This is a genomic window from Pseudarthrobacter sp. MDT1-40-2 (assembly GCF_059383595.1).
The window spans coordinates 1-17,229 of record NZ_JBWZCL010000007.1 but is presented as its reverse complement, the minus strand read 5'-3'; the positions used below and the strand labels follow the sequence as shown (position 1 = coordinate 17,229).

14 protein-coding genes are annotated in these 17,229 nt (G+C 62.1%); 5 read left to right on the top strand and 9 right to left on the bottom strand.

Annotation, left to right across the window (positions count from 1 at the left end):
• Position 1: 1 nt before the first annotated feature.
• The 7 genes from AC50X5_RS15580 to AC50X5_RS15550 form a co-directional block, all read right to left on the bottom strand.
• Complete coding sequence (locus tag AC50X5_RS15580) at positions 2 to 2,116, bottom strand: alpha-amylase family protein (RefSeq protein WP_494976985.1); 2,115 nt, start codon at positions 2,114 to 2,116, stop codon at positions 2 to 4.
• Entirely contained in the window at positions 2,113 to 2,967 is an 855-nt protein-coding gene (locus AC50X5_RS15575) for a carbohydrate ABC transporter permease (RefSeq protein WP_494977048.1), read from the bottom strand. The genes AC50X5_RS15580 and AC50X5_RS15575 overlap by 4 nt, the downstream gene beginning before the upstream one ends.
• Before the next feature lie 44 nt (positions 2,968 to 3,011).
• Positions 3,012 to 3,977: a carbohydrate ABC transporter permease gene (locus tag AC50X5_RS15570; protein ID WP_494976984.1), complete on the bottom strand. Its 966-nt coding sequence runs from the start codon at positions 3,975 to 3,977 to the stop codon at positions 3,012 to 3,014.
• Complete coding sequence (locus AC50X5_RS15565) at positions 3,977 to 5,269, bottom strand: ABC transporter substrate-binding protein (protein WP_494976983.1); 1,293 nt, start codon at positions 5,267 to 5,269, stop codon at positions 3,977 to 3,979. Before AC50X5_RS15565 ends, AC50X5_RS15570 begins: the two co-directional genes overlap by 1 nt.
• A 108-nt stretch (positions 5,270 to 5,377) precedes the next feature.
• On the bottom strand, positions 5,378 to 6,322 hold the full coding sequence (locus AC50X5_RS15560; protein WP_494976982.1) for a D-2-hydroxyacid dehydrogenase: 945 nt from the start codon (positions 6,320 to 6,322) through the stop codon (positions 5,378 to 5,380).
• Positions 6,319 to 8,364: a beta-galactosidase trimerization domain-containing protein gene (locus AC50X5_RS15555; RefSeq protein ID WP_494976981.1), complete on the bottom strand. Its 2,046-nt coding sequence runs from the start codon at positions 8,362 to 8,364 to the stop codon at positions 6,319 to 6,321. The genes AC50X5_RS15560 and AC50X5_RS15555 overlap by 4 nt, the downstream gene beginning before the upstream one ends.
• Positions 8,361 to 9,245: an NAD(P)-dependent oxidoreductase gene (locus AC50X5_RS15550; RefSeq protein WP_494976980.1), complete on the bottom strand. Its 885-nt coding sequence runs from the start codon at positions 9,243 to 9,245 to the stop codon at positions 8,361 to 8,363. The genes AC50X5_RS15555 and AC50X5_RS15550 overlap by 4 nt, the downstream gene beginning before the upstream one ends.
• Before the next feature lie 143 nt (positions 9,246 to 9,388).
• Between AC50X5_RS15550 and AC50X5_RS15545 the strand changes: the two genes are divergently transcribed.
• A complete protein-coding gene (locus AC50X5_RS15545; RefSeq protein ID WP_494976979.1) occupies positions 9,389 to 10,186 on the top strand; it encodes a hydroxypyruvate isomerase family protein in 798 nt (265 codons plus the stop codon).
• A gap of 12 nt (positions 10,187 to 10,198) precedes the next feature.
• Here the strand turns inward: AC50X5_RS15545 and AC50X5_RS15540 are convergent, their stop codons facing one another.
• Together AC50X5_RS15540 and AC50X5_RS15535 are read right to left on the bottom strand one after the other, a co-directional pair.
• Positions 10,199 to 11,017: a methyltransferase domain-containing protein gene (locus AC50X5_RS15540; protein ID WP_494976978.1), complete on the bottom strand. Its 819-nt coding sequence runs from the start codon at positions 11,015 to 11,017 to the stop codon at positions 10,199 to 10,201.
• Positions 11,018 to 11,084: 67 nt separating this feature from the next.
• Positions 11,085 to 11,582 carry a MarR family winged helix-turn-helix transcriptional regulator gene (locus AC50X5_RS15535; RefSeq protein WP_494976977.1) on the bottom strand — a complete coding sequence of 166 codons (498 nt, stop codon included), beginning with the start codon at positions 11,580 to 11,582 and terminating at the stop codon, positions 11,085 to 11,087.
• A gap of 197 nt (positions 11,583 to 11,779) precedes the next feature.
• On the opposite strand from AC50X5_RS15535, the gene AC50X5_RS15530 reads away from it, so the two are divergent.
• The 4 genes from AC50X5_RS15530 to AC50X5_RS15515 form a co-directional block, all read left to right on the top strand.
• Positions 11,780 to 13,918 carry an MMPL family transporter gene (locus AC50X5_RS15530; RefSeq protein WP_494976976.1) on the top strand — a complete coding sequence of 713 codons (2,139 nt, stop codon included), beginning with the start codon at positions 11,780 to 11,782 and terminating at the stop codon, positions 13,916 to 13,918.
• Between the two features lie 351 nt (positions 13,919 to 14,269).
• Positions 14,270 to 14,458 carry a hypothetical protein gene (locus AC50X5_RS15525; RefSeq protein ID WP_494976975.1) on the top strand — a complete coding sequence of 63 codons (189 nt, stop codon included), beginning with the start codon at positions 14,270 to 14,272 and terminating at the stop codon, positions 14,456 to 14,458.
• Positions 14,459 to 14,860: 402 nt separating this feature from the next.
• A complete protein-coding gene (locus tag AC50X5_RS15520; RefSeq protein WP_494976974.1) occupies positions 14,861 to 15,889 on the top strand; it encodes a hypothetical protein in 1,029 nt (342 codons plus the stop codon).
• A 92-nt stretch (positions 15,890 to 15,981) separates the two neighbouring features.
• The coding region (locus AC50X5_RS15515; RefSeq protein ID WP_494976973.1) for a hypothetical protein at positions 15,982 to 17,229 on the top strand (1,248 nt) is incomplete at its 3' end.

Here is a 17,229-nt window from a genome sequence, read left to right as displayed (position 1 = left end):
TTCACCAGTCCAGGCGGATAATTCCCAGCTCACGGACGGGCGGGAGCTGCACCCGAATCACGCCGGATGCGTCAAGTTCCCATTCTGCTGCGCGGACTTCGCCCGCGTCGCCGAGGGTTCTGATGGCCAGATCAGCGGCGCTTAGCTCACGTCCGGCGGCCATAGCCAAACGCCCGACGTCGATGCTTGCGGTGAGTCCCTCAAGCGGCCACACCGTGCGCTGCTGCCCCCGCAGCGCGGCGCTTCCAGTTAGATTGGCGAAGACAAAGCTGTAGCCGTTGTCCTGTACCCAGCTGGCGCAGTCCACCAGGCCCGCGCCTTCCAGCCGTACCGCCGAACCACCTCCGAGGCCCTCGCTTACGACGTTTCCCAGCAGGGTCAAGTGGTCCTGGAGCAGGACTTCCCCGTACAGCTCGGCGGCGTTGAAGGCGACAACCCTGACGTGGCCCTTACCCACCGCGCCACCAAAGACTGCTGGCACAACGGCTTCGGACCGCGGGTACACCTCCTCCATGGGAAGGTCCGGATGATCGGGCACAAACCGCCAATCCACGGCTACGGCCGGTGGAGTCTTGAGCACGGCGAGCCTGGTGCCGCCTATTATTCGCGTCGCACCGTCGAAGCCGGCACGAAGAGTGCTGCCTTCCACAGGCGTGATGTAGTTGTTCTTGACGATGGCGTCGCGACGCTCGAGCATCTGCGCACCGAGCAACTCGGTGACGAGGAGCTTGCCGTCAGGCCTTGTGGGACCTGCCCCGATCACGATGAGCGAACCGCCGTTCCGGACGAACTCCTCCAGTGCGTAGGCGGACTCTGTTCCGATGTCCGCAACTTCGGGCAGGATTACCAGGCGGGTTTCGGGTGCGGTGAGACGGTGTTGGCTGCGCTCGCTCACGTACTCGAACGGTACGCGGAGTTCAACGAGAGCCTGGTAGATGCCATTCCCTGCTTCCCTCACGCTGGCGCTGACGTGCGGACCATCGACATCCCAGACAGAGACCTCCGCTGCCGGCCGTGCGTCCTGCAACAGGGGTGCTGCGGTCCGGTGCAGCTGGAACGCCCGTTCCACGGCGGGGACCCAGCGGGAATCGTGAATACGTGCCGCGAACTTCGTGAACCAGGGAAAGGCGCCGTGCACAAAACCATCAACGATCCAGGTCACCGTCTCGGCTGAGGCGTTGACTGAATCCTTCCAGCGATACCCGTGGGACTCGGGTCCAACAGAAGTGATGAGTCCTACCGGCTTAGTGGGGTAGATCGACCGTGTTCGTTTGGCATCCCGTCCGGCCGCCCACTGCGCCTCGCCTTCGTTCCGTGCCTGATGATCGACGAGGAAAAATGGCACATGGTTGCTTGCCACAGATTCATCGAGCTCGCGGGCCGCGAACGAACCAAGGTTGGGGATGAACCGTACGGATGGTTTGACCGACCGGACCGCCTGGTCCCAATGCGCGACGAGATCACTCAACCGGTGACGTCGCCACCGGTGGTAAGTCAACCAGTGCTCTCCTTCGAGAGGATCTGCGGAAGTGGGCAACTCAAGCCCGCTGGCGTCGCGGAACAGCCGCCGGGCGGTGTCGGTGTAGGACGGGCCGTGCCCCTGCCACCGGTTGGCGAAGATTGCATCAACGTCATAGTCCCGGGCGATCTCGCGGGCTACCTCTGTGGTGAACTCCCAGTTGTAGCCGCCGTAGGCGTCCGTCACGTAAATGCCGGGATAGGCCCAGTGCTCGAAGAGCTCGCCATCCTCCGTTCGAGCAATCCATTCAGGATGTGCATCGACCACGTCCTGGTGAACCGCATGCGGATCCACCCGGGCCATGACGGCCATTCCACGGGAGCGCGCCAAATCTACGACTTCCCCTAAAAGGTCGCGGTTCCCCAGGTACGAGCTCCGGTAGTGAAGCGGAATTTTCGTCGGGTAGAAGGCGATGTAACCGCCCGCACTGATGCAGATCGCTGTCGATGAGGTGCGCTCCATCACTTCCGCCCACTGTGCGAGGTCGAAGGTGAGCGGGTCGTCCTCGACGAACGTCAGTTGCGTCCAGCGTTGCTCGCCGTGGTACCACGCCGGGGTCAGAAGGGGGGTCCGCTGCGTGTAGCTTTCGGTGGTCATTTAATTCCTGTCGTGGCGATGCCTTTGATGATGTACTTCTGGGCGAAGAGGAAGAACAGCAGAATCGGGATCAGGGACACCAGCGACATTGCGAACATTATTCCGATCCCGCTCTGCGTCTCGGTGTCAACCAGCGATTTGAGTGCAACCGGAACCGTGTAGAGCTTGGTTTTGGTCAGGTAAAGAAGCGGCCCAAAGTAGTCGTTCCACGTCCAGATAAAGGTGAAGATCGTCGTCGTAATCAGGGCCGGCTGCATGAGCGGCAGGATCACGGACCAGAAGATGCGGAAAGGACCGGCTCCGTCGATCATGGCTGCGTGGTCGAGTTCCTTCGGAATGGTGCGGATGAACTGCACCATCAGGAAGATGAAGACGGCGTCGGACGCCAGCAGCTTCGGTATGAGCAGTGGGGCGTAGGTGTTGGTCCAGCCCAGCTCTGCAAACAGGATGTACTGCGGAATGATCAGCACGTGGAACGGCAGCATCATGGTCAGCAACGTCAGGGAGAAGTACAGCTTGTTGCCCCGGAAATTTAGGCGGGCGAGCGCGTAGGCGGTGAGTGAACATGAAAACAGGTTGCCCAGGATTGACCCAACGGCGATGATGCCAGAGTTGACGAGGAACATTGTGAACGGCGTGCCGAGAGCATCCCAGCCCTCTGAGTAGTTGTCGAAGGTGACTTCGGAAGGGATAAGGCCTGTTTGCGAAAGGATCAGGTTGCCCGGCTTGAACGAGCTGATGAGCATCCACAAAAGCGGGTAGAGCATCAGCCCGGCGAAGAACAAGAGGAAGATGTGCCGGCGCAGGTTTTTGCCGCGTTCGCTTCTGCGCCGTCGGGACTGGGTTTCCATGTCCAGGCCGACGTCGAGCTTCGTCACAGGGTTGAGTGTGGCCATTATTCGTCTCCGTAGTGGACCCAGCGCCGTGAGGCGATGAAGTTGATACCTGTTGCGATCGCTATCACTATCAACAGGACCCATGCCATGGCTGCGGCATAACCCATGTCGAAGTTAACGAAGCCCTCCTGGTAGATGTAGAGGGTGTAGAACAGTGTCGAATCGAGCGGGCCTCCGCTGCCGCCGCTGACCACGTGTGCTGGGGTGAACGCCTGGAATGAGCCGATCATCTGAAGGATCAGGTTGAGGAAGATGATCGGGGTGAGCAGTGGGATGGTGATGGAAAAGAAGCGCCGGACGCGCCCGGCGCCATCCACCTCTGCGGCCTCCAGCAGTTCATCGGGTATCTGCCGGAGGCCGGCAAGGAAAATCACCATGGGTGAGCCGAAGGTCCAGACGTTAAGGACGATGAGCGTCCACAGTGCGGTGTCCGGGTTCTGGAGCCAACTTCCGGCCTCGATTCCGAAGACGGCAAGGACCGTGTTGATCAGACCGGCGTCTCCGAACAGTTGCCTCCAAAGAATTGCGATGGCAACGCTGCCACCAAGGAGTGAGGGGAGGTAGAAGGCACTCCGGTAAACCGGCAGGCCTTTGATGCCCTTGTCAAGGATGATGGCGAGGAACAGCGCAAAGGCCAGTTGCAGCGGCACCGAGACAATGACGTAGAGTGCCGTAACCCTGGTGGAAGCCCAGAATCGTTCGTCACCCATCATCCGGGTGAAGTTGTCGAACCCGATGAACTTGGGCGCGGTGAGCAGGTCATAGTCGGTGAAAGCGAGTACCGCGGAGGCGATGAGCGGCCCGGCGGTTACTGCCACCATCCCGAGCATCCAAGGCAGGAGGAAGATATGGGCTACCCAGCCCTGGCGCTGGTGCGATGGCTTCCCCGGCTTAGCCGGCACCCCTGCCGGCGTCGGGGGACTCCCGGAACCCCTGGCGGATTTCGGCTTGAGGATGGTCGACATCAGGACTTCTTAATTTCAGCCGTCACACCGTCCACGAAGTTGGTGGCCGCCTCGGATACGCTCCGCTGTCCAAGGGTGACAGCTTCCAGTTCGCGAGTCAGCATAGTGCGCCAGGATCCGGATCCGGCCGGAGCTTCGTGCCGCGGGCGCTGGTCCGTGGCTGCGATTTCCTTGGTGATGGCAATGACCTTCTGTTCGTCCGGGGTGGCAAACGGTTCGTATTCGGCGAGGAGTTTGGAACTTGGCGGCGCTCCCGCTGAGAGTCCGACAAGCTTGAGCAGGTCGATGGAGTTGAGGTTGAAGCTCATCAGCTCTCCCGCTGCCTGGATCCTCTCCTCTTCTATTCCTGAGTACATTGCAAAACGGCTGAAGTAGGTGAAGTGGTAACCGGCAGCGGCATCCGTCAGGGCGGGTATGTCCCGCTGGTCAAACTCGTAATCCGGGAATGCCTGGGCGTCGTCGACGATGTGGTTGGAGTTCGCGAAGGTAACCAGGACTTTTCCGCCGACGTCCGACCATCCCGGCTCGATCCCGTCCTGTTCGCTGACGGTGGTAGTTACCCCGGCCTTGCGAAGCTTCTCCCACCAGTCGATCCACGCTGACACTCCGTCGACGCTGGCGCCAAGGGTGCCTTCCTGGGTCCACAGGTCCTCGCCGCGCTGGCGAACGAATGACTCGAACGGCATGTCATGGTACGGCCCGTAGGTTGTGCCCTTGCGCCCGTGCGGGTTGTTCTGCGCATAATCCGTCAGGAACTCTGCCAGGTTGTCCCACGTCAAGGTTTCGGGCATCTTTGCACCTTCCTCTTCGAGGAAAGTCTTGTTGAAACGCAGGACCGGACTGAACATCGATTTGGGAAGCGTGTTCAATTCGCCGTCCAACCGGTATAGCTCGATCTCCTTGTCGCTGAAGGCGGTCAGGTCAAGGGTGTCGATCCCCTCAAGGTTGCGGTAAATTCCAGCTTCCCGATACGTCAGGACAGCGGGCGAGGGAATCCAGAAGACCTCGGGCACATCCTTGGCCGCCATTTGGGTTGTCATGCGCTCCTGGTAGGCGCTGTAGTCCCCGAATTCCGGTTCGACGGTGATTGTCGGGTTCTGCTTGCTGAAGCTTTCGAGCGAACTAAGGTAGGCCTTCTGCCGCTCGGCGCCTCCCCACCAGGCAAAGCGGATGGTGCTGTTGCCACTGCCAGCTCCTTCTGAGGATGCACAGCCCGTCATGCCGAGCACTCCGACAGAGAGGGCACCCAGCCCCGTAATGGCCAGAAAATTCCGACGATTGATGTCCTGCATGTTGTCCTTCTTTCAATACGGCGTTGTATGGATTGCTTGAGAAGCTTCAGGATGGAATTGTGCTTGTCTGACTGGTTCGGGGCCGCGCAGCACTTCACTTCCGGGTGGTCACCCCAGAGACGTGACGTCGACGCGGTTCCGGTAGGGAAGGTGGGAAAGCCTTTGTCGCAGGTTGGCAAGGAAGATTTCTGTAGCGCGCGCTGCAGTTGCGACGGTCGTCGCTCCGTTATGCGGCGTGATGATGACCCCAGGGATCGTCCAGTAGGGCGAGTCGGATGGAAGCGGTTCCTGTGCGTGGGCGTCGAGCCCGGCGGCGACGATCTTGCCGGAGCGTAAGGCGTCCAGCAAGGCAGCGTCACAAATGATGTTTCCGCGTGAAACCACCACGACATGAGCCCCGGGTTTCAGTGAGTCGAGCGCGACCGCATCAATTTTCCCTTCTGTCTCTCGAGTCTTTGCCGCCGCCACCACCAGTACGTCGCACTCGGCAGCGAAGGCGCTGAGATCATCCGGCCCAAACATGCGCTCGACCAGGTCCGCATCCCTGTCGGGTCGGCGTCGGAGTGCGATAACCCGCATGCCAAACGCTCGGGCTCGAACAGCAAGTTCGCGTCCGACGTTGCCGAACCCGTAGATGCCCATCGTCTTGCCCTGCAGCTCCGAATGGGTAAAGCGTTCCCAGCGGTGTTCGCGCTGGGCGTCCAGCCAGCGATGTGCCTCGCGGTCGAGCATCAGGGTAAGCATCATTGCATGTTCCGCAAGTGGAATGGCGCCGTTGCCTGCGGAGGAAGTTATCGCTATCCCGCTGCTGCGCAGCCGTGGTCCGACTTCGGATTCGACCCCAGCCGTCCAGCAATGCACCCAGTCCAGCGCAGGCATGGCGGCAAGTTCGCTGTCCCGCACACTGCCGGCGGCGATCGTCACCGACGCGAGATCGACGTCGTTGCTCCAGTCCGTGAGCACCCGCACGTCCGGATGCTCCAGGCGCAGCCGCTCCGCAAGCAGTTTCTCCTGCCCGCCGCGGATGAGGACGACATCGCCCGGGCCGGTCATGATCTGCCGCTGTCAAGCACGATGACCTGGAAGTCGGAGACTGCGTCGACCTTGATGAGGAGGTCATCTCCCAGTGCCACGGCCGACATTTCAGATGGTTCCACGAGACAGCGTGCCTTGTGCCTTCCTGCTCCCGCAATCCGGATAGTCACTCCAGAGAGCGGGACGACCGGGCCAAAACCGTTGCGCCGCTGACCGGAGTGGTTAAGCAGATGGATGACCAGGCCGGCACTCGAACGTCCCAGGATGATCTCCAGCTGCTCCGGGGCCTCTACCGTGATCTGGGAGTCGCTGCCCAGGAGTTCAGTGACCAGATCCACTGCGATATCCCGGATCCGGGTGAGGGACAGATTATGGTACGCCGCGCCAGGTGTCCAGGGAACTTGAATAACGCGTCCGGCACCGTACTCCCGTTCACCAAGAGCGTGCTCAGCACCGTGGACATGCCCGTACGCCTTTTCCGGTGGCCCATAAGGGGCGGCCGGGATGACGCGGTGCCGCAGCCGGGAATCACTTCGCCAGGCAATGGAATGGTGACGGCCGTAACGGGGTACCAGGATAGAGCCCTCGATGTGTTCGGCTTCGCTGAGCTGGACATAGGACGATTTGAGGGCATGGGCGTCATCGACAACGCCGGTCTGGCGGTCGCCGGGCATCCAGGTGCTTACGGCTCCGTCCGTGCGGATGCCGCTGGCTCCGGTGGCTAATACCCGTCCGCCGCCGCTGACGAAGGACCCGAGGGCAGTCTCCTGCGCCTCGTCCAATACGGGGAGGTCGGGGAGGACCAGCACCTTGAACTGTTCGAGCGGGATGGTTTCGAGGGAAGTTGCCGGAACAATATCAAAGGGAATGTGCTTCTCGACCAGCGCAGAAAACAGTCCCCGGTACTCAGCAAGGGCCTGATTGTGGCGGCCAGGAACAGAGGCGAGCGGATCCGGCTTGACCAGTCCGACGGCGGAGGCCGGCAGTAACTCGTGGTAGATGCTTGCGTGGTCACGGTGGAAACGCGTCACGGTAGCGGCGGCCGGTAGGCAGTCGTAATTGATACGCCCGGGCGCTCCCATGACGTATGTTGAGGGGTTTGCCCCGCGTGCTATCGCCTGGATGAAGTACTGGGCGAACATGTGTGGCTGTTCGCCAGCCAACCGGTAGGGCATGTCGAAGAACGCCACGGCGTTGACGAGGACGGGTTTCTGCGGCTGGGATACGCGGAATGCTCCCACCGCTTCGGACGTAGCATGGGGCCACAGTGTCCGGCCGAGGGCACTGTTCGCTTCGTGGAACAGGATGTCTGCTGATCGGCCCAGGATAAGTCCCGCCTCGGGGTTGCGGGCTTCGATGTGGGCCCGGATCTTCCCGGTGAGGGTGTCGACGGTATGCGCCGTGAACCGCTTCCACTCGAGGTAGTCACGTGCCAGATTGTCAGCAGGCAGTTCGGCTATTCCGGTGAGCTCGGTGAAGCCCTCCTTACAGGCCTGGCAATGGCAGACGCCGTGGACCTTTGAGCCGTAATCCACCTCATTGAACCCGAACCAGTTGAAGAAGAAGCCATCGACGGGATAGCGGTCAAGGATCTCGTCGAGGATGTCCAGAGTCCGTTCCTGGTAGTACTGGCCGCTGGGGCAGACACTCACGAGTCCTTCGAAAACTTGCAACTCCCCGCTCCTGGAGACAAAACACCACTCCGGGTGTGCCTGCGCAATGCGGGCGTGCACTTTGGAAAAGTCCATTCGGGCGAGGAGCTTCACGCCACGTTTATGGGCTTCGACGATGGCGTCTCCAACCAAGTCCCCACTTTCCCTCGAGTCCAGGACGGGGTTCCGGGTTTGATATGGCAGATCGGTCGGAAAGTGCGAAAGAATCCCGCCGACATTCAGCAGCCAGACTCCTGCGCCATGTTCCTGGATTGCATCCAGGGCATCCTCGACGTCCAGATCTGCATCTATTTCTCTCAAGTTTGTCTGGAACATCTGGAAGGGCTTATTCCACCATCCCATCCGGATCATTTCGGCAGCAGGTGAGAGCGGCATCTTGGTAGTCATGCTGCGGCCCCTTTATTGATTTCACGCGCGAATGTCACAAGGGACGAGTGATCAAGCGGACCATCGCCGCGTGTGACGAGGCATTGCACGAGTTGCGCGACAAGCGCCGTCACCGGCAGGGAGACCCCGGATTTTCGGGCTGCGTTCTGGACGATTCCCAGGTCCTTATGATGTAGCTCCGTCCGGAAGCCCGGCGTGAAGTTGCCTTCCAGTACGCCAGCTGCCTTGCGGTCGATGACGGTGCTTCCACCAAGTCCTTTCGCGATGACTGACAGAGCGAGGGCGACGTCGGCCTTCTGGGCTTCGAGGAACACGATTGCCTCTGCAAGCATCTGCAAGTGGCCTGCAACCATGAGCTGGTTGGCAGCTTTCACCACCTGGCCGGCTCCCGACGCTCCGACGTGCACCACGGTACTGCCCATGGCAGCCAGGACGTCCTGCCAACTCTCAACAGCGGAGGCCTCACCGCCGACCATGATGGAGAGCGCCGCCTCACGAGCGCCCGCTTCCCCGCCGGAAACCGGAGCGTCAAGAGCGCTATGGCCTCGATCGCTGAACCTGGACGCTAAGGCGCGTGCAGTCTCCGGCGTGATCGTACTCATGTCGATGTAGCCTGCACCTGCCGGTATCAAGGCGAGGATGCCGTCCTCGCCCAGTGCCACCGCTTCAACGTCAGGGGAATCTGGAAGCATGGTGATGACGAGGTCAGCAGATTCCACTGCCGCCTTTAGCGAGTCAACAACTGGAATCCCGAGGGCCGACGCCGCGTCCCGGCTGGACTGGCTGCGGCTGAATCCCTGGACTGAGTGGCCTGCTGCGATGAGGTTCGCCGCCATGGGCCGTCCCATGACACCGAGGCCGACAAATCCGATAGCGGACATCCTGGCAATCTCCTTTGATTGGGTTGTAAATCGATATATCAAACGAGAACTCAGCCTTGTGAATCCGCGGATGTCCACTAGTATTTCGATATACCAAAGGTTTAGTCAACCCTTTCCCCGAACCAAATTCGAAGGGAGTTTGCATGTTTTCGGCAAACATCTCCATCCTGTTCTCCGAGGTCCCGTTCCGGGAGCGACCGGAGGCCGCCCGGGCAGCAGGGTTTTCAGCAGTGGAGTGTTGGTGGCCCTTCAAATCTCCCGACCCATCAGGACAGGAAATCGCGGACTTCACCACTATGCTCGACCAGGCAGGGGTATCACTGAGCGGGCTGAACTTTTTCGCGGGCGATATGCCTGCCGGAGATCGTGGCATCCTTTCCCACCCGGATCAGGCGGAAGTCTTTGCTGCCAATCTCTCCGCCGTGGTTGAAATTGCGGAGCGAAGCGGGTGTCGCGTCTTCAATGCCCTGTACGGCCAACGTCTTGCGGGGGCCGATCCGCATTCCCAGGACGATGCGGCAATTTCCAACTTGAACCTTGCCGCCACAGCGCTGGAATGGACGGGTGGAGTCGTAGTGCTCGAACCGCTCACCCGCGGTGAGAACGGCGATTACCCACTCGTCACGATCGGCGATGCGCTAGCAGTCATTGACCAGGCAGAAGAAGCATCGATAAAACTTTTGTTCGATGCTTATCATCTCCATAACAACGGTCTCGACGTCGTTGCCGACGTCGGCCGATACTCACAGCGCATCGGACACATCCAGATTGCCGACAGCCCCGGAAGGGGGCAGCCGGGCACCGGCGATATCGACTTTGCGGCCTTCTTCTCGGCAATCGCAACGTCCGGCTATGACGGTTTGATCGGTTGCGAGTACCGCCCGCAAGGACCGACGGCGGAGAGCTTTGATTGGATCAGCCGCGTCCAGCAACACGGCTAACCACCGAACCGCCTACGCCCGTGCGACAACCTCGCCGTTGGGGATCAGGAACCAGCCGTCGTCAGTGGATCCCCAGCGGTGCCAGCCCGCGGCCAGCCGGCTCAGGTCGGCTTCCTGAGCGAAGCCGTACTCCAGTGCCTGTTCGGCGAACGCGGAGTGCAGCACGCGCTCGCTCCAGACCCGCGCCTGCCACCGGCGCTGCTGGCTTGTGGCGTAGAGCCAGTTGCTGCTGGTGGGAGCAACATCCGAGAAGCCTGCTGACTGCGCCCAGGAGACCAGCCGGCGTCCAGCGTCCGGCTCCGCCCCATTGCGCCTGGCGATCCGCTGGTAGAGGTCCATCCATTCATCCAGTTCGGTAGTCTCCGGGTACCAGCTCATGCCGTGGAAATCGGCCTCGCGGACCGCAACGATTCCGCCGGGCTTGGCCACCCGCCGCATCTCCCGCAGCGCCTCGATGGGGTCGGTGAGGTGCTGGAGCACCTGGTGGGCGTGGACGAGGTCGAAGGTGTCATCGGGAAAGTCCAGATCGTACACATTGCCTGCCACGAACTCCACGTTGCCCACGCCGCGCTCAGCAGCCAGCGCGGCGGCCTGCGCAATGATGTCCGGTGAACGGTCCAGCCCGGTGGCCGTACCCGGGGCGACCAGCAGCGCAAAGTCGCAGGTGATGCTCCCGGGCCCGCAGCCGACGTCGAGCACGTCAGTGCCCGGGGTGAGGTGCGGAATGACGAATGCCGCCGAATTCTCTGCCGTCCGGGACGCATGTGCGCGAACCACCGATTCATGGTGTCCGTGCGTATAGACGTCTTCCTGCGGCTGCTGCTCGCTCATGGATAAACGCTACACCCCCCGCTTTGCGGCCGCTGATCCGTCCGCCGGTGCCTTTCGGGCATTGATCTCAGGATGGTTCGGAGGCTGTGGCTTCTTCTCCGGCATCCACCGTGGCGGCGATCATCGCCTCCATAAAGCGGGCGGCAACCTCAAGTTCCTCGGCGGAAAATCCGGCCATTGCTGCACCCATATGGCGGGCCAGCGGGAGAAACAGGGCCCTTCCATCCTGGTGCGCCTTGGCCGTCATCCGCAACTGCACCTGACGACGGTCTGTACCCAGCCGTTCACGGATCACGTGGCCTGAATTGTCCAGCCTGTCGATCAGGGCAGTGGTGGCCGGGGAGCTGAGGTGGAGTTCCTTGCGCAGCACACCCGGGGTCACCACCTGCCCCTTGGCCGTGTACCTGATGATGACGGCGAGCGCGGTAAGGTCCGTGCGGTGCATGTCATGGCGTCCGCCGGCGGCGTCCACGTAGCGGTTCGCCTCGAGCGAGAAGTCCTGGAGGAGCCGGACCAGTGTTTGGGGCGCGGGGTTCTCCGGGTGCCGGAGCTCTTCGCCTGCCATGCTCCGCCTCCTTGTTCCCTGGTTCCTGCATTCTTCGCCCAACTATGTAGCACTGCCTGCCCTTTGGGGGCGCTCATGGCGGCAACTAATGCTACCCAGTTAGAAGGGGGATCGCGGGCGGTGGCCGTTATCTCGATGATCGAGATAGTTTATGATGGAATCAATTGTACCCGCCACGCGTCTAGCCTGAAGGAACCATGACTTCCACTCCACGCCACAGCGCCCCCGTTCCCTTCTGGCTGCGCTGGCTCATCCCGGTCCTGTTGGTGCTGACGTGGCTGGCAGTTGCCGGCGTCGGCGGGCCCACCTTCGGCAGGCTGGACGAGGTTTCCTCCAATGACCAGGCGTCCTTCCTTCCGGCCGGCGCCGAGGCCACGGTTGCCCAGGAATGGCAGGCAAAGTTCCGCGATTCCGAGGAAATCCCGGCGGTGGTGATCATTGAGAACACCTCGGCTTTCACTCCGGCGCAGCTGGGCGAAGTTGCCGCGCTGAAGCAGGGTATTGAAGGGCTGCAGCTGGGCGGCCCGGTGATTGGCCCCCTTCCTTCGGAGGATGGGGCGGCGGTGCAGTTCATAGCCCCAATTGCCGAATCCGGTGAATTGAAGGAATCGGTTGAGGAGTTGAGGGACCTGGTTTCCGGAGTTGCCCCGGACGGCATGGCGACTTTTGTGACCGGTCCGGCTGGCCTGACTGCAGACCTCGTCAGTGCCTTCGCCGGAATCGACGGCATATTGCTGCTCGTGGCGCTCGGCGCGGTTTTTGTGATCCTCCTGATTGTGTACCGATCGATCCTGCTGCCTCTGGCGGTGCTGCTGACCTCGATCTTCGCGCTCTGCGCCGCTATCCTCCTTGTTTTCGGCATGGCCAAACTGGAGTGGATCCAACTCAGCGGCCAAAGCCAGGGCATCCTGTCCATTCTGGTGATTGGTGCAGCCACCGATTACGCACTGCTTTACGTTGCGCGCTTCCGCGAAGCCCTGACGCACACCACCAACCGGACCTGGGCCGTGCTGTCCGCTTGGAAAGCGTCCTTCGAACCCATCCTGGCCTCGGGCGCCACCGTGATCATCGCCCTCCTGTGCCTGCTGTTTTCCGACCTGAACTCGAACAAGGCGCTGGGGCCGGTGGCGGCGGCAGGCATTGTCTGCTCGCTCTTCGCCGCCCTCACCCTGCTGCCCGCTTTCATGGCCATCCTGGGCCGGGCAGCCTTCTGGCCGTTCATCCCCAAACTGGTTCCGGCACGCGAGCGCGAACCGGAACTGGTTACCGGGCTGGAAGGGCAAAAAGGCATCTGGCGGGCCACCGGCTCCCTGGTCTCCCGCCGCCCGCGTGCCGTGTGGGTTGCCTCGGTTCTCCTGCTCGTGGTGGCTTCGGCGGGAGTACTGCAGCTGAAGGCCAACGGGGTGCCGCAGACCGACGTTATCCTCACCGCCTCCAACGCCGTGGACGGCCAGGACGCGCTGGCGCGGCATTTCGACGCCGGCAGCGGCAGCCCCGCCGTCGTGGTTGTGGATGAAGCGAAAGCCGAACAGGGGTTGGAGGCGGTGAAGGCCGCCGACGGCGTGGGGGACGCCTACCTGCTGGCGCCTGGTTCAGTACCCATCACCGGCGCACCCGGTGGTCCCGCAAATGCCGATGTCCGGGAGGGGAAGGTGCTGATTAACGCCACCCTGGACTACGCGGCGGACTCGGCCGAGGCTGAGGAGGCGGTGAAGACGTTGCGCGGCGAGGTGAAGGTGGTGGACCCGAGCGCCCTGGTGGGCGGAGTGACTGCCACCGCGCTGGACACAAACATCACGGCGCAGCGGGACCTGGTGATCATCATTCCTGTTGTCCTCGTGGTGATTCTTTTCATCCTCATGTTGCTCCTGCGGTCAGTGCTGGCCCCCGTCCTGCTGGTGCTTTCCGTGGTGTTGTCCTATGGCGCTGCGATGGGCGTCTCCGCCTTGGTGTTCAACAACATCTTTGGCTTTCCTGGCGCGGACGCCACGGTCCCGCTCTTTGGCTTTGTGTTCCTGGTGGCGTTGGGCGTGGACTACAACATTTTCCTGATGAGCCGGGTCCGGGAGGAATCCCAAAAGCACGGCACCCGGCCGGGCATCCTCTACGGGCTTGGCGTGACCGGCGGGGTGATCACATCCGCCGGTGTGGTGCTGGCCGCCACTTTTGCCGCCCTAGGCGTCATCCCCATCATGTTTCTGGTGCAGCTGGCTTTCATCGTGGCTTTCGGGGTGCTGCTGGACACGGTGCTGGTTCGTTCACTGCTGGTACCCGCCCTGGCATACGACATCGGACCGAAGATGTGGTGGCCGGGAAAGCTCGCCAGATCCTCGTGACCGTCAGACGGTTGCCGTCCTCCGCCACCACGCCACCGTGGCCGTTGCGGCTTCGGGAAGGGGCGTGGGTTGTTCGGACGCGGGCCCCAAAAAAGTCACCGGCCACAGCACTCACAGTGTCCGTGCGGGTTGGTGCCCGGGCCGCCAGTAGCTTGGTCCGCACGCCGCGCTAGCCCCCGGTGGCCTCGCGCTGTAAAACCTCCTTCATGACGCGGTCCGGCTCACTGTAGGAGTAGAGGCTCTCCGGGAAAATTACGACGGCGCCCGACTCCTTGGCGGCGGCCAGCACCTTCTGTTCCGCCCGGGGGAGGTCGGCCTCCCAGCCTCGGGTGTTGTAGCGGCGAGAATGCAGTGGAAGACGGCCTTGGCGCCCTGCATCAAGGTGCGGAGGGCGCTGGCGTCCCGAACATCGGCCCGGACGCGCTCCACGAGCGGGTGGTCCGGGCCCGTACCGGGGCGGGTGGCGATGCGGACGTTCATGCCCTGTTCGGCGAGGTGTTGGGTGATGGTCCAGCTGACGGGGCCGGCTCCGGCTACTGAATACGTGGCGGTCATGGCATGCCTTCTGGTTGTTTTGTGTTGTGGGTTCGGTGCTGGGCCTCTCCGAGAGAGCAGTGCTCACGAGTGCAGTGATGTTGGCTGGCAGGCTGGCAGCTATTAAGTCAAGAGCATCGCTCCCTAATGTTTGCAGCGCTCTGTTCTCTTCAAACTATGCCCTTGGTCCGAGGCGGTTTCCGTTGCCGTGGCCAGAAGTTGTGAGGGTTCATTGCCGCTTTGACAATGGGTGTTTACAACTTTCAGGAAGCATGCTTTGCTTAGTTTGAATTGGTCTTAGTGTGTGTCCTCGGGGGGTGGTGACAGATGGGCAGGGGTCTTCTTCGCTCTGCTGCTGCCGCTCTTCGGGTGTCACTGATCAGTGGGTGTGGTGCGTTGGGATTGTTGGTGTTGTCTGCAGGTGCAGCGGCAGCCGATGACAGCGCGCCGCACTCTTTGTTGGGGTCCCTTACGCCGGCGATCGAGTCGGTCACGGCCCCTGTGCAGTCTGTCGTCCAGGGTGTTGTTGCTCCCGTGGAGCCCGTGGTGAGCGCCGTTATCCCGGTATCGCCGTCCTCGTCTTCTGGATCTTCCGGTCTGGTCAGCAGTGTGCCGGGGCTTACGAACGGAGTGAGTGTTTCCGGCGTTGTCGCGCCTTTGACTGGTGTGCTTGATTCCACACTGTCCCAGGTACCGATTGTTGGTGGGATTGTTCCGTCGGGAACGACTGCCGGCATTACCCAACCGTTACTGCAGGCCGTGGATTCGGCGGTAGCTCCGGTACTGGCCCCTGTGGGGCAGGTGGTTACCCCGGTTGTGGGAGTTCTTGACCCCGTTGCGGGAGTTCTGACCCCGGTTGCGGGAGTTCTTGACCCCGTTGTAGGCGTTCTTGACCCGGTTGTGGGGGTTCTTGACCCGGTTGTTGGAGTTGTGAAGCCTGTCGAACCGGGAGGTCTTCTGCCTGATTCGTCGGATCTGGTGGAGCCACTTCTGCCCGGGAACGCAGCGGCAGTTACGGCCGGTATTGAGACGTCCGGCTCTTCCGGGGTCAATGGTGACCCCGTCGCAGGAGTGGAGAACTCCGTCCTTTCTTTGCCTCCGGGTGACCCGCGGGGGGCGAACGCCAGGGGCGTCGATGCCCTGAGCGGTGGCGGTTTTAGTCTTGTGGTGGATGGTGCCCGGTCCCTGATGCAGGGCGCTGCCCAACTGGTCGACCCAGGTTCCGTGCCGGTGACTGATCCAGTGGTTTCGCCTGGTGTTTCTGCCGGTGCCGGTGCCGGTGCCGGGACGGCAGGCTCGTCGGGTTCTACCGGCGCCGCTGCTGATGCACCGTCTCTTTTTGCTTTCGTTCTTCCTTCGGCGGTTTCGCCGGAGTCCAGCCCGCGCGTGGATTTGCCGCAGGGCCCTTCTTACGATCCCGGTTCAACTCCTGATTAGCGCGCCGTTCGCCGCCTGATACGTGGGCGGCAGACGGCCCATCGCAGCAGCCATCGTGCGCTGCATCAATCTTGATCTCAGGAGAAACAACCATGCAAACCTGCATACAACGAGGAATCCAAGTATTCCTCCTGGCCGGGGGCATTCTCGTTCTCGGCGCCGGGGCGGCATCCGCCGACGAACCCGGCACCACAGATCTCATCGGAGGGGTAACGGGTGTCGTGAACGCGGCGCTTCCCGTGAACGCCAGTGGTAACGCGATCACCGTCATTGGTGACTCCACCACCACCGGAACCGAAGCCACGGCCACGGGAACCGCCTCCAGCACCACCGCGGGATCAGGTCCCACTACTAACGGAACCATCCTTGGCGGCGAGGGTCTGCTGGGCGATGTCCTCACCACTGTCGATGTTGCTGCGCCGGTGAACGTCAGTGGTAACGCGATCACCGTCATTGGTGACTCCACTTCCAAGGACTCGAAGTCCTCGACGACGGGTTCTGCTGCGGGCACGACCGGCGGCTCCGCTGGCGGTTCGAACGAGGGTCTGCTGGGCGATGTCCTCGCTACCGTCGATGTTGCTGCGCCGGTGAACGTCAGTGGTAACGCCATCAGCGTCATCGGTGACTCCACGTCCAAGGACTCCAAGTCCTCGACGACGGGTTCTGCTGCCGGCACGACCGGCGGCTCCGCTGGCGGTTCGAACGACGGCCTGGTCGGTGACGTTCTTGGCACTGTGAACGTCGCTGCGCCGGTGAACGTCAGCGGTAACGCGATCAGCGTCATCGGTGACTCCACCACCAAGGACTCGAAGTCCTCGACGACGGGTTCCGCTGCCGGCACCTCCGGCGGCTCCGCTGGCGGTTCGAACGACGGCCTGGTCGGTGACGTTCTTGGCACTGTGAACGTCGCTGCGCCGGTGAACGTCAGCGGTAACGCGATCACCGTCATCGGTGACTCCACCACCAAGGACTCCAAGTCCTCGACCACGGGTACCGCTGCCGGCACGACCGGCGGCTCCGCTGGCGGTTCAAATGATGGTCTGCTGGGCGATGTCCTCGCTACCGTCGATGTTGCTGCACCGGTGAACGTCAGCGGTAACGCGATCAGCGTCATCGGTGACTCCACCACCAAGGACTCCAAGTCCTCGACGACGGGTTCCGCTGCCGGAACGACCGGCACGGGCACCGGTGGTACCGCAGGCGGTAACGGTAGCCTGCTTGGTGGGGATCTGCTTGGTGGGGACCTGCTTGGTGGGGACCTGCTTGGTGGGGACCTGCTTGGTGGGGACCTGCTTGGTGGGGACCTGCTTGGTGGGGACCTGCTTGGTGGGGACCTGCTT

Bases quoted from the DNA above. Each gene is read 5' to 3' on its own strand.
- AC50X5_RS15565 (WP_494976983.1), bottom strand. From the start codon at position 5,269: ATGCAGGACATCAATCGTCGGAATTTTCTGGCCATTACGGGGCTGGGT.
- AC50X5_RS15535 (WP_494976977.1), bottom strand. From the start codon at position 11,582: ATGGCAGGCGAAGAGCTCCGGCACCCGGAGAACCCCGCGCCCCAAACA.
- AC50X5_RS15530 (WP_494976976.1), top strand. From the start codon at position 11,780: ATGACTTCCACTCCACGCCACAGCGCCCCCGTTCCCTTCTGGCTGCGC.
- AC50X5_RS15570 (WP_494976984.1), bottom strand. From the start codon at position 3,977: ATGTCGACCATCCTCAAGCCGAAATCCGCCAGGGGTTCCGGGAGTCCC.
- AC50X5_RS15555 (WP_494976981.1), bottom strand. From the start codon at position 8,364: ATGACTACCAAGATGCCGCTCTCACCTGCTGCCGAAATGATCCGGATG.
- AC50X5_RS15545 (WP_494976979.1), top strand. From the start codon at position 9,389: ATGTTTTCGGCAAACATCTCCATCCTGTTCTCCGAGGTCCCGTTCCGG.
- AC50X5_RS15575 (WP_494977048.1), bottom strand. From the start codon at position 2,967: ATGGAAACCCAGTCCCGACGGCGCAGAAGCGAACGCGGCAAAAACCTG.
- AC50X5_RS15580 (WP_494976985.1), bottom strand. From the start codon at position 2,116: ATGACCACCGAAAGCTACACGCAGCGGACCCCCCTTCTGACCCCGGCG.
- AC50X5_RS15560 (WP_494976982.1), bottom strand. From the start codon at position 6,322: ATGACCGGCCCGGGCGATGTCGTCCTCATCCGCGGCGGGCAGGAGAAA.
- AC50X5_RS15550 (WP_494976980.1), bottom strand. From the start codon at position 9,245: ATGTCCGCTATCGGATTTGTCGGCCTCGGTGTCATGGGACGGCCCATG.
- AC50X5_RS15540 (WP_494976978.1), bottom strand. From the start codon at position 11,017: ATGAGCGAGCAGCAGCCGCAGGAAGACGTCTATACGCACGGACACCAT.